Source organism: Massilicoli timonensis (assembly GCF_900199515.1).
Lineage (GTDB): Bacteria > Bacillota_I > Bacilli_A > Erysipelotrichales > Erysipelotrichaceae > Massilicoli > Massilicoli timonensis.
On record NZ_LT963434.1, the window covers coordinates 68,586 to 82,799 of the forward strand.

At 44.8% G+C, this 14,214-nt stretch carries 17 protein-coding genes; all 17 read left to right on the forward strand.

The window, feature by feature from the left end:
* The 17 genes from C1712_RS02335 (at position 1) to C1712_RS13085 (ending at position 14,183) form a co-directional block, all read left to right on the forward strand.
* The gene (locus tag C1712_RS02335; RefSeq protein ID WP_102266448.1) at positions 1-1,302 is read left to right on the forward strand and encodes a pyrimidine-nucleoside phosphorylase; all 1,302 of its coding nucleotides are present in this window, start codon (positions 1-3) and stop codon (positions 1,300-1,302) included.
* Between the two features lie 175 nt (positions 1,303-1,477).
* A complete protein-coding gene (locus C1712_RS02340; RefSeq protein WP_102266450.1) occupies positions 1,478-2,113 on the forward strand; it encodes a bactofilin family protein in 636 nt (211 codons plus the stop codon).
* A 6-nt stretch (positions 2,114-2,119) separates the two neighbouring features.
* Entirely contained in the window at positions 2,120-2,533 is a 414-nt protein-coding gene (locus tag C1712_RS02345) for a bactofilin family protein (protein ID WP_102266452.1), read from the forward strand.
* A gap of 92 nt (positions 2,534-2,625) precedes the next feature.
* Positions 2,626-3,798, forward strand: a complete 1,173-nt coding sequence (locus C1712_RS02350; RefSeq protein ID WP_102266454.1) for a D-alanyl-D-alanine carboxypeptidase family protein — start codon at positions 2,626-2,628, stop codon at positions 3,796-3,798.
* A 92-nt stretch (positions 3,799-3,890) separates the two neighbouring features.
* Positions 3,891-4,208 carry an anti-sigma factor antagonist gene (locus C1712_RS02355; protein ID WP_102266456.1) on the forward strand — a complete coding sequence of 106 codons (318 nt, stop codon included), beginning with the start codon at positions 3,891-3,893 and terminating at the stop codon, positions 4,206-4,208.
* A complete protein-coding gene (gene spoIIAB, locus C1712_RS02360; RefSeq protein ID WP_102266457.1) occupies positions 4,205-4,642 on the forward strand; it encodes an anti-sigma F factor in 438 nt (145 codons plus the stop codon). Before C1712_RS02355 ends, spoIIAB begins: the two co-directional genes overlap by 4 nt.
* On the forward strand, positions 4,620-5,342 hold the full coding sequence (locus C1712_RS02365; protein WP_102266459.1) for a sigma-70 family RNA polymerase sigma factor: 723 nt from the start codon (positions 4,620-4,622) through the stop codon (positions 5,340-5,342). Before spoIIAB ends, C1712_RS02365 begins: the two co-directional genes overlap by 23 nt.
* 218 nt (positions 5,343-5,560) lie before the next feature.
* On the forward strand, positions 5,561-7,279 hold the full coding sequence (locus tag C1712_RS02370) for an LPXTG cell wall anchor domain-containing protein (protein ID WP_102266460.1): 1,719 nt from the start codon (positions 5,561-5,563) through the stop codon (positions 7,277-7,279).
* A gap of 123 nt (positions 7,280-7,402) precedes the next feature.
* A complete protein-coding gene (locus C1712_RS02375; protein WP_102266462.1) occupies positions 7,403-8,467 on the forward strand; it encodes a hypothetical protein in 1,065 nt (354 codons plus the stop codon).
* 4 nt (positions 8,468-8,471) lie between these two features.
* The gene (locus C1712_RS02380; RefSeq protein WP_102266464.1) at positions 8,472-8,894 is read left to right on the forward strand and encodes a hypothetical protein; all 423 of its coding nucleotides are present in this window, start codon (positions 8,472-8,474) and stop codon (positions 8,892-8,894) included.
* 267 nt (positions 8,895-9,161) lie between these two features.
* Positions 9,162-10,910 (forward strand): BspA family leucine-rich repeat surface protein, encoded by a 1,749-nt coding sequence (locus tag C1712_RS02385; RefSeq protein ID WP_102266466.1) that lies wholly within the window; start codon positions 9,162-9,164, stop codon positions 10,908-10,910.
* A 76-nt stretch (positions 10,911-10,986) separates the two neighbouring features.
* Positions 10,987-12,318: a replication-associated recombination protein A gene (locus C1712_RS02390; RefSeq protein ID WP_102266467.1), complete on the forward strand. Its 1,332-nt coding sequence runs from the start codon at positions 10,987-10,989 to the stop codon at positions 12,316-12,318.
* Between the two features lie 32 nt (positions 12,319-12,350).
* On the forward strand, positions 12,351-12,845 hold the full coding sequence (locus C1712_RS02395) for a pyridoxamine 5'-phosphate oxidase family protein (RefSeq protein ID WP_102266469.1): 495 nt from the start codon (positions 12,351-12,353) through the stop codon (positions 12,843-12,845).
* A 46-nt stretch (positions 12,846-12,891) separates the two neighbouring features.
* Positions 12,892-13,257: a NusG domain II-containing protein gene (locus tag C1712_RS02400; protein ID WP_102266471.1), complete on the forward strand. Its 366-nt coding sequence runs from the start codon at positions 12,892-12,894 to the stop codon at positions 13,255-13,257.
* The gene (locus C1712_RS02405; protein WP_102266473.1) at positions 13,254-13,754 is read left to right on the forward strand and encodes a Gx transporter family protein; all 501 of its coding nucleotides are present in this window, start codon (positions 13,254-13,256) and stop codon (positions 13,752-13,754) included. The genes C1712_RS02400 and C1712_RS02405 overlap by 4 nt, the downstream gene beginning before the upstream one ends.
* A gap of 2 nt (positions 13,755-13,756) precedes the next feature.
* Positions 13,757-14,014 carry a TIGR03905 family TSCPD domain-containing protein gene (locus C1712_RS02410; RefSeq protein WP_102266475.1) on the forward strand — a complete coding sequence of 86 codons (258 nt, stop codon included), beginning with the start codon at positions 13,757-13,759 and terminating at the stop codon, positions 14,012-14,014.
* Positions 14,015-14,048: 34 nt separating this feature from the next.
* Positions 14,049-14,183 (forward strand): hypothetical protein, encoded by a 135-nt coding sequence (locus tag C1712_RS13085; protein WP_256197559.1) that lies wholly within the window; start codon positions 14,049-14,051, stop codon positions 14,181-14,183.
* The last annotated feature ends 31 nt before the right edge of the window (positions 14,184-14,214 follow it).

Genomic DNA, 14,214 nt, shown 5'->3' on the forward strand with positions numbered 1-14,214 from the left:
ATGCGTTTTGTAGATATCATTGAAAAAAAGAAAAGCGGACAGGCGCTCAATAAAGCGGAGATCGACTTTTGGATCAACGGCTATGTGGCACAGGAAATACCGGATTATCAGGTAGCGGCGCTGTTGATGGCGATCTGCTTCCAAGGCATGACGATCGATGAGACCGTTTGGCTTACCGATGCCATGCTGCACAGCGGTGATGTGATCGATCTAAGCAAGATCAACGGTGTAAAGGTAGATAAGCACTCCACCGGCGGAGTGGGGGATAAGACTTCGCTTGCTTTGACCCCGATGGTGGCGGCATGCGGCGCAAAGGTCGCAAAGATGAGCGGCCGTGGTCTTGGGCATACCGGCGGGACGCTGGATAAGTTAGAATCCATCAGCGGTTTTCAGATCGATATGGAGGAAAGCCGCTTCATCGAACAGGTCAATGAGATCGGTCTGTCGATCATCGGACAGACGACCCAGGTTGTACCGGCAGATAAAAAACTATATGCACTGAGAGATGTAACCGCATGCGTCAATGCGATCCCGCTCATTGCCAGCAGCATCATGTCGAAGAAACTGGCAAGCGGTGCTGATACGATCTTATTGGATGTCAAGTACGGAGAAGGCGCTTTTATGAGCGATGTGGCTTCGGCACGCACCTTGGCAAAGACGATGATCGCCATCGGCAAAAGACTGGGCAAGGATACACGAGCGATGATCACAAACATGAATCAGCCTTTGGGCAATGCGATCGGCAATGCGCTGGAGGTAAAAGAAGCGATCGACACCCTGCATGGAAAAGGGCCTGCGGATTTTACGGAATTGTGTTTGGAAGCAGGCAGCGTGATGCTGATGCAGGCAAAGCTTGCAAACGATCATGCGAGCGCCAGAAAGATGCTGGAACAGGTGATTCAAGACGGCAGTGCATTTGCGAAATTCGCGGCAATGGTAAAGGCGCAGTCGGGCGATGTAGAAGAACTGTATCATCCTGAAAAGCTGCCGCAGGCACCTGTTACATGTGAATTAACAGCGCAGGAAAGCGGCTATATCTGCGATATGAACGCCCTGTCGCTTGGTGTTGCGGCGATGCGCTTAGGCGCCGGCAGAGCGTTAAAGGAAGATCAGATCGATCCATCAGTCGGCATCGTATTGCATAAAAAGGTAGGCGATCATGTGGAAAAAGGCGATTCCCTTGCCACGATCCACCATCGTACACCGCTTTCACAGGATTTCATGGATGCGTGTCTTGCGGCATATACGTTTCATGAAACTGCCTGTGAAAAACCACAGCTTATCGAGGAGATCATCGAATAGATCTCCTTTTTTTCAGCATTTCACTAGGAACGTATGAAAAGATGGAATAAATTGACAAAATAAGACAAATCATATATCACTATGTAGAATAAAGAGGGTTTTGCTGGAAGGATCCCAGCAGGAAAAAAAGTATTACAGAATGCTGGATCTGTAAGAATTAGAAGGAGATGGATTTGTGAAGTGGAACGTAAATAACAAGATGATGAACAATATCAACAAAAACAGACAGAATAAAGATCTGGAAGAAGATGCAGCAGCATTGCGCACGGAAGAAAAATTGGATGAAATGCTTGCAAATGATATTCCTGTAAATGATAGCGATGAGCTGATGGCCGCAATCAATCGCTATGAGGAAGGAAGCAATTTAGAAACGCCTGCAGAAAGAGAAGTGTCGGTGATTGAAGCCAAGACGACGGTTTACGGCAATATTGAATGTGAGGGCGATCTGCATGTCAAAGGCGTGATCAACGGTGATTTAGCGGTAAGCGGAAAAGTGATGTCCGGCGGTAAAACAAACGGTACGATCGAAGCGGAGAGCGTTGTGCTGCACGATGCCAAGCATGAGGGCGATATCCGCTGTGCAAAAGAAATCACGCTGGGAAGTGAAGTATCCGTCGTAGTCGGCAATATTACGGCGCAGTCGGTCAATCTTTTAGGTAAAGTAAAAGGGAATGTGAGCGTGAATGAACGCTGTCATATCGGCGCACAGGCTGTGGTGATCGGCGATATCTGCGCGAAAGTGATCGAAGTCGAAGCCGGTGCCGTCATCAAAGGTCATCTGGATATTACGCAGGACGCGGCTGTTGAATAAAGGGGAATGGATAGTATGATGAATGAAACTGCAAACAATAAAACGATCATCGCCCGCAAGTGCAAGATCGTAGGTGAGATCAGCGCCAATGATGATTTATTGGTATATGGAGAAGTAAAAGGCAATGTGAATTGCGTAAACGATATGGTGGTAGGCGGCAGCGTCGAGGGCGATGTCGAGGCCAGAGAATTGCGGGTCCATGGAAAGGCGGAGAACAATGGGAAAGCCGGGGCGATCTATGGACAGGTGGCAGTGGCAAACTGTATCGTAAACGGCAAGATCGAAGGAGATTGTCATATTGAGGGCGATATGATCGTCGGCAGTACGGCTGATCTGATCGGTGAGATCAACGCCGGCAGCATTGAAATTCAAAAAGGCGCCGCTTTGAAAGGCAGTCTGAATATCAATAATCAAGGATGATTTGGTAATCGTCTTTCATGAAAAGATGGCTTAGCGCCATCTTTTTCATATTTTCTGCCGTTTCCTCATACATTGAAGTGAGGTAGATAGAAATGAAACGCATACAAAAACAAATTGGTTTTTTCATGGCCTTTGTGCTGTTTTTCGAGTTATGGCTCTTTCCGGCCTCGCCAAAAGCCCAAGCGCAGACGACCCTCGCTTCCAGTGCACAGTCAGCTTATTTGATGGAATATGAAAGCGGTGCTGTCCTATTTGAAAAAAATGCGGATGAAAAGTTATATCCGGCTTCCATGACGAAGATGATGGGCCTGCTTTTGATCTATGAGGCATTAAATGAGGGCAGCTTAAAGTGGGATGATACGGTCAGTGCCAGCGCGCATGCGGCTTCGATGGGAGGCAGTCAGATCTTCTTAGAAGAAAATGAAACGATGACTGTGGAAGATCTGGTAAAAGCGATCTGTATCGGATCGGCCAATGATGCCATGGTAGCGATGGCAGAAAAGATCGGCGGCAGTCATGAACACTTTGTGGAAATGATGAATGAGAAAGCACAGACGCTTGGTTTGACCAATACCCATTTTGTCAATGCGACCGGCCTTCATGATAAAGACCACTACTCCAGCGCCAAAGACATGGCGATCATCGCACAGGCACTCATTGCGAAGGGAGGAGATGATCTGTTGAAGATCACCGGTACTTATGACGCATATATTCGCGAGGACGGCGATGATAAATTCTGGCTCGTCAATACCAACAAACTGTTAAAGCAATATCCCGGGGTAGACGGCTTGAAGACCGGTTTCACCCAAGAGGCGATGAGCTGCATCACCGCTACCGCTAAAAAAGAGCGTGTACGGCTGATCGCGGTCGTCATGAAAGAACCAAATTCCAAGCAGCGCAATCTGGAAGCAAAGCAGCTGCTGGATTATGGCTTTTCGCAGATGACCCAAGGTATTTTGATGAAGAAAGATACGGTTGCCGAAACGATTACTTTAGAGAACGGTAAACCGCAGATCGTGAAGTTGAAATTAAAGGAAGATGCGATCGCCGTTTATCCGAAAGGGGAACAGCCGGCAGTCGTAAAAAAGGAAATCACTTTGACCAAGGAACTGCCCTATCAGAAAAAAGAAACCGTTGCCACATTGACCTTGACACTTGACAATCAAACAAAAGTCAAAGTACCTCTTTACAGTGATCGCAATGTTGAAAAACGCACCTTCTTTGATTTATGCAAGCATACGCTGCTGGCATTATTTTTTGCCTAGCGCATGCTTTTTTTGTTGATGGATAAGAGGTTTTGTCGAGGATTCCCAAAAGGAAAATAAAACGTGCTAAGATAGCGGACAGGAGGGATCATGTGGACTATCAATTACAGGATCAGACCCTCATTTTTCACTTTGAGGGAGACTTTGACAATGTGGCGGTTGGCAAAGTAAAAGAAACGTGCGCGGCGCTGATCGAAACGCATCGCCCTAAGCTCGTCAAGCTGGACTTTCAAAAGGTCGATTTTGTGGACAGCACCGGTATCGGTTTCGTTTTGGCGCGCTACAAGCAAATAAAAAAATATGACGGAGAACTCGTATTATGTAATTTATCAAGCAGCCAGAAAAGGCTGTTTCATATGTCGGGCATCTTTCGCATCATCAGATTAGAACAAAGCGAGGTGTTGATATGAACCGGATGAAGCTGTCTTTTTGCTCTCATTTGGAAAATGAAGCGTTTGCCCGTACGAGCGTGATTGCCTTTCTGATGCCGCTTTCGATGAGCGTAGAAGAAGTGATGGAGATCAAAACGATCATGGCAGAAGCAATCGTCAATGCGATGATCCACGGCTACGAGGGAAGAGAGGACGGAGAAGTCATCGTCAGCGTTTCCTACGATGAACAAAAGATCGTTACGATCATTGTCGAGGATCAGGGATGCGGTATCCCTGACATTGATCTGGCAATGCAGCCGCTTTATACTTCAAAAGCCCATTTGGAGCGCAGCGGGATGGGAATGAGCATCATGAGCGCGTTTGCCGATGAATTCTATGTGAATTCTAAGGTGGACTGCGGTACGACGGTAACGATCATCAAACAGATCCATGGCATCGAAGATCAGCAATGACGAGCTGCTTGCACGCATCAAAACGGGTGATGAAAGCGCCTTGGTACAGTTTGTGGAACAAAATAAGCCGTTGGTCGTTTCCATTGTCAAACGCTTTTCCCGCAGCGGTATTGATGAGGATCTGCTTTCGATCGGCATGGTCGGTCTGATGAAAGCGATCCATCATTTTAATGCGGACTATCAGGTACGTTTTTCTACATATGCGGTGCCGATCATCATGGGCGAGATCAAACGCTTTTTTCGCGATGACGGCAATATGCGCATTTCACGCAGCTTAAAAGAAGGCTATGTGGCAATGACAAAGGTCAAGGAAGAGCTGATTCAGCAGCATGGAAGGGCAGTCAGCTATCAGGAGATTGCCGATGCGATGCATTTAGAGGTAGGAGATGTGATCTTAGCGTTTGAAGCGAATCAGTTTGTGTATTCATTGGATGAACCGGTCTATGAAAAAGACGGCAGCACGATTCATCTTTCTGATCGTGTGAGCAGTGCAGAACGCGATGTCGCACTGCATGTCGCTTTATGTGATGAAATCAAACGGTTAAGTGAAAAAGAACAGCAGCTGCTGTATTATCGCTATACATTGTCGATGAAGCAGGAAGATACGGCAAAACGCTTACAGATCTCGCAGGTGCAAGTATCAAGACTGGAAAAGAAGATCATCGAAAAGCTGCGCATGGCATTATTAGAGCAGGCATAAAGATACCCGAAGAAAGCATCGGGTATTTTTTCGTGAACAGGGATATAGCAAAGCGCTTTCAAGGACGAACAGCAGATTTGTCAAAATATGTAAAATATCGGTTTCGCACTATTGACAAAAACGCTGGGGGGGGGGGGGTACAATATTTACAGTATAAAGCTATCTGATTGTCTTATAAACAAAGAGAATCGGGGCTTCACATACGAGGAGGAAGATATATGAAACGAAAAAATGTAGTATTTACTACACTGACGTCGTTTGCACTTGCGGCTGCTATGTTTTCCAGCACAGTACCGGTTCATGCAGACGGCGCATTGAGCCAAACTGCTTTTATGGAACAACTGAAACAAAGCAATTATCAGTTTGATGAAGCAGTGGTGGTGGAAGTAACCAGTATGCTGGAGCTTAATCAAAAAGCCAGCATCAGCAATGTTACCTTTGTTGATAAGGGGATCCAAAATGCACATGTCGTGTGGATCAACGGCGAGGTAACCTTGAACAATGTAACCATTCAGGCAGAGGAAACAAGCAAAAGTGGGTTATATGTCGGAGCAGGTGCAGATCTGAGCGTAAATGATCTGACGATCTCACATAACAGTGCAAAAGGCGCGCCGATCATTGCCAATCGAAATGCCAAAGCGGACTTTAACGGCAAACTGGATCTGACACTTAGTGAAGGATCATGGTATGGAATCAATGTGGATAGCGGGGCAAAAGTTGATTTAAGCGATGCAGATCTTGTTGTCAAGACACATGACAATAACAAAACACAGTCAGCTCTCTGTATTGATGACAGCGATGCGAATACGGTGGTCATGCCGAAAGACAGCACCCTTTCCACAGTAGCGACGGAAGATGGTCAGCTGGCATATGTGAATGCGGATGATCTCGGCGATTTCATCATGGCAAAAAAAGACAAAGATGTAACCGAAGTGGTATTAAATTCTGATATTACTTTGACATCGCCGCTGTATTTGCAGGAAGGCATGACGATCAAAGGAAATGGTCATGCATTCAAAGGCAGCGAAGCCCTTGGCAAGGAAAATGTGGTTACAGCCATGGCAAAAGATGAAGTAGTTGTTTTAGATGATGTGCAAATCGTAACAACAGAATTTAACAAGAGCGGTCTGCATGTTTACGGCGGAAACGTAACGGCAAATGATCTTGTGATCGACAATACGAAAACAGCAGGCGGCGCCGCAGTGGTATTAAACGGCGGTACGCTGGAAACAAGCAACGCGACCTTCCTGTTAGGAGACAATTCATGGGGCGCAGTCAATGTGGATAACCGCAGCGGTGTAGAGCCGAAGTTAACGATTGCCGATTCAGTGAAAGTAGAAGCACCGGAAGGAAAATCAACCAGTCTGTTCTATGTAGATGAAGATAAGGCTGATGCGATCGATCTGAATGATACGGTGGATATCAAAGCTGATACGACGATGACGGTAAACGGCGATACATTCACGCTGGGTGAAGACGGTGAGATCATTCCTCATATCATGATTACGATTGCCGCTGTCGTAGATGGCAAAGTAGTAGACCTGAGTGATGTCGTGGATCCAAGCGAGCTGTCCGTAGAAGCGTTAAAAGGCTATGTATTCAGCGAAGCGGATCTGGAAGAACTGTCAGCGATCGCGAAAGATCTTGATTTTGAAGGCCATGTATTCCAAGGATTCTTCTTAGATCAGGAAGGAACCAAAGCATTAAAGGCAAATGAAGCGATCAATGAAGATACGACCATTTACATGATTTGGAACAAAAAAGCGACGATTACACCGGTCGATCCGACAACACCGCAGGATAAGCCACAGACACCGAATACAACACCGTCTGCACCGAATACCGGTGATACGACGACTGCAGGTGCCTATGCGTTATTGGCACTGTTGAGCTTAGGATTAGCAGGCACGATCGCTTTGAAGAAAAAACTGAACTGATTTTCTTCACTAACAGATACATAGGAAGCAGGGAAATCCCTGCTTTTCTTTTGCTTTTTACAATGGTATTTGGTATAATGGGAACGCATTTGTGGATGTTAGTTTCAAGAGAGGAAGAAGCAGATGGACGCAAGATCACGCATGGTACAGTTTTGGCGCTGGTTTCAGGGAATAGAAGGCGCTTTCTATACTGCTTTACAAAAGCAGCAAAGCGAAGAAAGAAATCGCTATGAAGAAATGATCAATCAAAAGATGGAGCAGTTATGCGGCTGTAAAGCGGTATATGAGGTCGATGATCACTACATGGAAATGACCTGTGAGAGCGGTGCCCGTAAGAATATCCAGTATTTATGCGGCTTATGGGAAACCTGTGCACCGCAGGAACTGCGTTCTCGCTGGATCTTCAACGCATTTCGCAAGCCGCTTGGAGAAATGGCGCAGCATGCGTATTTTGAACTAAAGGGAAAACGCTATGGCGGTCACGATATCAAGGTGTATTATACGATCGACGATGCCGCGAAGCTTTTGCATCTGCAGCTTTACTGTGAAGGCTTTTGTTATGTAGAGAAAAAAGCGGCGAAGGAAATGGCCATGTATTTGTTGGAGCTTTATATCGGTGAGCTGGAACTGGAAGCACGCATCGGTGATGTTTCGATCTTGGATGCACCGACCGATGCACAAGATGTGGTGCTATTGCCAAATCTCTATGAGGATATTTGTGATATCGTAATCGATCGCAACTGGCTGGAATACCGCGATCCAACCCAGATCTATTTTGCTTATCAGTTGGATCAGCCTGTGCAAAATGAAAGTCTGCGCAAAGATATGGTGGCGATCGTAACCAGTCATCCGCTGCTGTTTGAGGAACTGGTAAATCAGACTTACGACCAGCTGCATGAATTTAGCACTTTTGGGGCAGAATATGGGTATCTGTATTATGAACCGCTTGCGGAAAAGGGAAAGGAAAGCATGATCCGAGCCCAGTATGAAAAACAAATTCACGAGCTGTTATCCCCTTTGGGAATCGCCAGAACGATCGGCGGCGCGATCGGCACCAAATATGCGTATATCGACATGGCGATATTTGATAAAAAAGCCTTTTATCAGGCACTGGAGAAAATCAATGAAAAAGTCGATGTGATGTTCACCTATCGAGCGTTTATGGGTGAAGAGGAAGGAAAGGAGTAATCAGATGAAAAAACTATTGGCAGTTGTAAGCGTATTGCTGTGCATGGGCTGCACCAGCAGCAAGGATATCGTAACCGGAACAGCTCAGAGCGAACCGGATGAGGAGGGGAACTATACGGTCGTTACCGTGGAATATTCCAAAAGCAAGGATAAAGTAGTAGATGTAAACATTGATGAGTACAAGAACGGCGTTTCTAAAAAATCAATGGGCGATGATTATGGCTTAAAAGCGGTATCGGGAGTCGGCCGTGAATGGGATGAACAGATCCATTACTTGGAAACCTTTATCAAGGATTACAGCATTGCCGATCTGCAAATGAATGAATACGGCGTGTTGGAGAATCCTGATGTCATAAGCGGATGCAGCATCTATGTGGGACATATGATCCCGCTCGTAGAAGCAGCCATCGCCGATGCAAAGGGATAGAACATCAAGATCGTTTAAGAAAGTCTTGCACCTGTTGTAGAACAGAGGTAAGGCTTTTTGTTATGGAACAGTGGTTTGTTGAGATATGAGGGAAGAACAATACTGTGGGATATGTAAATGATTGGAAAGAATGACATTTTTGATAAAAGTAGATAAATATGAGAAAATATGATATAGTGTAAGCAAGCAAAGATAGCGTCTGTAAAAAAAACAGACGAAAGGAGGAAAATAGATGAAAAAGAAAGTATCGTTGCTTTTGGCAAGTCTATGCCTGATGTTGGGCATGGCAGTAAAACCGAACATGATTTTTGCCCAGGGGGGGGGGGTACTGTAAATCAGTACTCTGAAACTGAGGCAGGTGGCCTAACGCTAAGTGATTGGGATTATACAGAAACAAGTGATAAGATCACATTAACGAAGTACAAAGGGAATGCCGTAAATGTTGTCATTCCATCAGAGTTTGAAGAAAGACCAGGTGTATCAGTAGAGGTTGCAACTTTTGATGGAATGTTTGATAATCTTAAAAAAGAGAATTCATCAGGAAATCCAAAATACTATAATGAATTAGTATCCTTGAAAGTAGGAACAACGGATCAGAAAGTAACACTGGGGATAGATTCGATTAACAGTGTATTTTATGAAGCAAATTACTGGTTTACTGAGTTAGAAACAGTAGATTTGAGTGGACTAGATACGAGTAATGTTACTAATATGTGTGGGATGTTTTTAGGATGTGAAAACCTAAAAAACATCAAGGGATTAGAGACATTAGATACAAGCAAGGTAACAAATATGAGTGGGATGTTTTTCAGGTGCAAATCTTTAGAACATATAGATGTTAGTAATTTTGATACAAAAAATGTAACAACTATGAGTAACATGTTTCAAGACTGTACCAGTTTAGAAAGTTTGGATCTTAGTAATTTCAATACTTATAAACTTGAATATATGTTTATAATGTTTGGTGGCTGCACAAATTTGAAAAGCATTAAATTTTCAGATACATTTGATACTAGTAATATTGTTGATATGGGATCTGTGTTTCAAGGGTGTAATCATTTAGAAAGACTAGATCTTAGTAATTTTGATACAAGCAAAGTAACAACAATGAATTGGATGTTTTTCGGTTGCAGTAGTTTAGAGACGTTGGATTTAAGCAACTTCAATACAGAAAAAGTTGCAGATATGAGTTATATGTTTGCTGGTTGTACCAATCTGAATCATGTAAAAGGATTAGAAACTCTTGATACAAGTTCTTGCAAAAGGTTTTCGGGCATGTTTCAGAATTGTGGGAAATTCAATATTATTGATTTAAGTAATTGGAATTCTAATGAAAACTGTTATATCAATGGTATGTTTTATTACAATGAATCAGAAATTGAACTTATACCGTTAGATGACCCGATTCCATTAATGATCATAACAGAAGATAAAAGAATTATTGATAATATTGATCCAGAGGATAAGTGGATGACTTATTATAATAGAACCCCATACTATGCAAAAGTTGTATATCATGGAAATGACGGTACTTTTAATAATGGGAATACAGAAAGTGAAGCGATCGTATATCAAGCAGATCATTTCATCTACTCCACAATGGCAGAAGCAAAACAAGATTTTACCTTAACCGGTACAACCATATTAACCAATAACCCATCTGCTAGCCTAAGCAAAGAGGGATTCATATTCAATGGCTGGTATTTAGATGAAGCGTGTACGATGCCATTAGCGGAAACCGATCTGATCGATTTTATGACATTAGAAAATGGTACGTTACAGTTATATGCAGGATATAAAGAAGAAACACCGAAAGAGCCGGAAATCCCAGAGAAAAAACCGACAAAACCGGAAGAGAATAAGGGAGAAAGCAGTATAGAGGAGATCAAGAAAGAGGAGAATGAAACAGTACATACAGGAGATGAAGTAAGCAAGGGAATGTACTATGTACTGCTAGGGGGAAGTGTGATCGTATTCGCTGCAATGTTACGCAAGAACAGAAGCAGCGAACAGTAGTAAAACAATGCAAATGAGCAGGTAGGAAAGGCTACCTGCTCTTATCAATTTATGATAAAATACTGGAAAGAGGGTGATGAAGATGCAGACACTGTTTACCAACGAATTACAAGATCCTTTAGCAAGCAGGATGCGTCCGCAAACATTAGAAGAATATATCGGGCAGCATCATTTGATGGATGAAGGGAAACTGCTTCGTCAGATGATCTGTGCCGATCAGGTGCCGTCCATGATCTTTTGGGGGCCGCCGGGCGTTGGGAAAACAACGCTTGCGCAGCTGATCGCAACGCTGACACATGCCCGTTTTATAGAGTTCAGTGCGGTTACCAGTGGCATGAAGGAAATCAAAGAAGTGATGAAAGATGCGACACAGGCTTATGCTTATGGCGAAAAGACGATCTTGTTCGTTGATGAAATTCATCGCTTCAACAAAGCCCAGCAGGATGCGTTTTTGCCTTTTGTGGAAAAGGGAACGATTACTTTGATCGGGGCAACGACGGAAAATCCTTCTTTTGAGATCAATTCTGCGCTGTTAAGCCGCTGTAAGGTATTTGTCTTAAAGGCATTAAGCAATGAAGATCTGGTGCAGGTATTAAAGCATGCGCTGCAGGCGGAGCGCGGTTTTGGAAAGCTGCATGTGCGCTGTGATGAACGCTATTTGCGCATGATCGCGGATTTTGCGGGAGGAGATGCGCGCATGGCGCTGAATACACTGGAAATGGTGGTGCTGAATGCGAAGCGCAAAGATGATGCGATCTTCATTGAGGAAGAAGACCTGAAGCAGTGTATCAGTGTAAAATCGATGCTCTATGACAAAAAAGGGGAAGAACACTACAATTTAATCTCCGCCTTACATAAAAGTATGCGCAACAGTGATACACAGGCGGCGCTGTATTGGCTTGCGAGAATGCTGGAAGCGGGGGAAGATCCGCTTTATGTGGCAAGAAGACTGGTGCGTTTTGCCAGTGAGGATATCGGTATGGCAGACAGCCGTGCTTTAGAAATCTGTGTGGCGGTTTTTGATGCCTGCCATGATTTGGGGATGCCGGAGTGCAGCGTACATCTGGCGCATGCTGTCACCTATCTCTCGCTTGCACCGAAATCCAACGCATTATATGTGGCATATGAAAAAGCCGCCGCAGATGCGCGCAAGACAAGTGAAGAAGGCGTGCCGTTACAGATTCGCAATGCGCCGACGCGGTTGATGAAAGAGCTGGATTATGGAAAAGACTATGATTATGCGCACGATCATGAAGAAAAGATCACCGGCATGTACTGTCTGCCGCCGGCACTGGAAGGGACGATTTATTACACCCCGACCACGCAGGGAAGCGAGGCTAAGGTAGGTATGCGGATGAAGCAGTTAGAGGAACTGCGCAGACAGCTGCGAAAGAAGAAGCCGCAGTGATAAAGGATAAGAGGAAGAAAGGTGGAAAAGGAATGAAACAAATGCGTAGAGCAAAACAACAATTAAGCGATGCAGATGCTTTGAAGCTGTTGAAAGAAGGTACATCAGGGGTATTGGCGTTAAATGGCGAATATCCGTATGCGGTGCCGCTCAGTTATGTATATGAGGAAGGAGCGATTTATTTTCATTGTGCCAAAAGCGGACATAAGCTGGATTTATTAAAAGCGTGTGCGCGTGCCTCATTTTGTGTGATCGGGAAAGATCAGGTGATCAGTGAGGAATTTACGACTTATTTTCGCAGTGTGATCGTATTCGGTACGGTGGAGATCATTGAGGAGGAAGCACAGCTGCGCAGTGCATTAAGGCTGCTTGCGGCAAAATACAGTCCACGGGAAAGTGAAGCACACTTGGCAAAGGAAATTGAGGGTGCGCTTGCGTCAGTCTGTATCTTGAAGCTGCATGTGGAAGAAATGAGCGGGAAAGAAGCAGTTGAGCTGATGCGTCAAAGAACAAAGTGCGCATATTGACAATCGCTTGGAAACATGGCATCATAGTGCAATACGGAGGAATGCGATGAACAAAGCAGATAAGATCTTGATCTTGATCATCCTGTTAGCGGCGGTTTGTACCTATGTGCCGATTTATTTTTCCTATGGAAAAGAAGCGGGCGATATTGCGGTGGTGCGTTATCGTAATGAAGAAGTGCTGCGCTTGGATCTGCATCAAAACGGCATCTATCATGTCAAAGGGACAAATGGAACAGTGGAGATCGAAGTAAAGGATGGAGCGGTTGCGGTAATCGAAGAAAATTCACCTTATCATCTTTGTTCACTGCAGGGATTTGTTTCTTCGGGAGCTGAGCCGATCATCTGTTTGCCTAATGAGATCGTGATCAGTATTGAAGCGGATGACGGCGATGTGGATGTGGTGATGCAATGAAAGTAAGGAAGTTATGTGAATGTGCGCTGTTGATCGCAATGGCGATCTTGTTTCAGCTGATCGAGGCAAGCATTCCTTTGCCTTATGTCATTCCCGGCTTTAAGCTGGGCTTGGCAAACTGTGTCGCCATGATCGCGCTTTATCGCTATGATAACAAGACGATGACCTTTGTGAATCTGATGCGGGTGGTGCTGGCGGCTTTGATGCGCGGCACGCTGTTTCAGATCTCATTTTGGCTTTCTTTTGCAGGGGCGATCTGTGCTTCGCTTGCAATGTGGTTCACTAAGCGTTTTACGCCTTGTACGATTTATGGAACCGGAATGGCGGGAAGCAGTGCACATGTGATTGCACAAGTCGCTGTTATTATGTTATTATATGAGCAATGGCGCATGATTGCGGTTTTGCCGCTGCTGCTTGTTACCGGGATCCCGACCGGGATCGCGATCGCATGGATCGCTGCTTTGGTATTAAAGCGGCTGCCGATGAAGGAGGGGTAGGAATGAAGCAATTTACATATCGACCGAAGGGCGTGTGTTCATCGCGTATGGATTTTACCGTTGACGGGGATAAGATCGTCAAGGTACAGATTACCGGCGGATGTCCGGGTAATTTATTGGGTATTTCAAAAATTTTAGAACAAAAAACGATCGCCGAAACGATTGCTGCTTTTGAAGGGGTGCGATGCGGTGGGAAACAGACATCCTGCCCTGATCAGATTGCCTGTGCATTGAAAGAATATTTACAGACACAGGTATAATTGCGTGCGCTTTCACACATACTAGAAATAGGTGATGAAAGTGAAAGCAAAGGAACAGCTCCAAATAGCGGAGGTGCTGAGCGAAATGGGGATGAGTGATGAAATTGTGGAGATCATCACGCAGATAAAACCGCATCAGCCCTGCGAGGAGGAAGAAGACAGTCAGTAGGAAATAGGCGAAAGCCTATTTTTTTATGAGG

What these genes read in the sequence shown, in the direction of transcription:
- C1712_RS02405 (WP_102266473.1), top strand. Translation starts at nt 13,254, where the DNA reads ATGAAAGTAAGGAAGTTATGTGAATGTGCGCTGTTGATCGCAATGGCG.
- C1712_RS02400 (WP_102266471.1), top strand. Translation starts at nt 12,892, where the DNA reads ATGAACAAAGCAGATAAGATCTTGATCTTGATCATCCTGTTAGCGGCG.
- spoIIAB (WP_102266457.1), top strand. Translation starts at nt 4,205, where the DNA reads ATGAACCGGATGAAGCTGTCTTTTTGCTCTCATTTGGAAAATGAAGCG.
- C1712_RS02335 (WP_102266448.1), top strand. Translation starts at nt 1, where the DNA reads ATGCGTTTTGTAGATATCATTGAAAAAAAGAAAAGCGGACAGGCGCTC.
- C1712_RS02365 (WP_102266459.1), top strand. Translation starts at nt 4,620, where the DNA reads ATGGCATCGAAGATCAGCAATGACGAGCTGCTTGCACGCATCAAAACG.
- C1712_RS02375 (WP_102266462.1), top strand. Translation starts at nt 7,403, where the DNA reads ATGGACGCAAGATCACGCATGGTACAGTTTTGGCGCTGGTTTCAGGGA.
- C1712_RS02390 (WP_102266467.1), top strand. Translation starts at nt 10,987, where the DNA reads ATGAAGATGCAGACACTGTTTACCAACGAATTACAAGATCCTTTAGCA.
- C1712_RS02410 (WP_102266475.1), top strand. Translation starts at nt 13,757, where the DNA reads ATGAAGCAATTTACATATCGACCGAAGGGCGTGTGTTCATCGCGTATG.
- C1712_RS02395 (WP_102266469.1), top strand. Translation starts at nt 12,351, where the DNA reads ATGAAACAAATGCGTAGAGCAAAACAACAATTAAGCGATGCAGATGCT.
- C1712_RS02380 (WP_102266464.1), top strand. Translation starts at nt 8,472, where the DNA reads ATGAAAAAACTATTGGCAGTTGTAAGCGTATTGCTGTGCATGGGCTGC.
- C1712_RS02385 (WP_102266466.1), top strand. Translation starts at nt 9,162, where the DNA reads ATGCCTGATGTTGGGCATGGCAGTAAAACCGAACATGATTTTTGCCCA.
- C1712_RS02350 (WP_102266454.1), top strand. Translation starts at nt 2,626, where the DNA reads ATGAAACGCATACAAAAACAAATTGGTTTTTTCATGGCCTTTGTGCTG.
- C1712_RS02345 (WP_102266452.1), top strand. Translation starts at nt 2,120, where the DNA reads ATGGATAGTATGATGAATGAAACTGCAAACAATAAAACGATCATCGCC.
- C1712_RS13085 (WP_256197559.1), top strand. Translation starts at nt 14,049, where the DNA reads ATGAAAGTGAAAGCAAAGGAACAGCTCCAAATAGCGGAGGTGCTGAGC.
- C1712_RS02370 (WP_102266460.1), top strand. Translation starts at nt 5,561, where the DNA reads ATGAAACGAAAAAATGTAGTATTTACTACACTGACGTCGTTTGCACTT.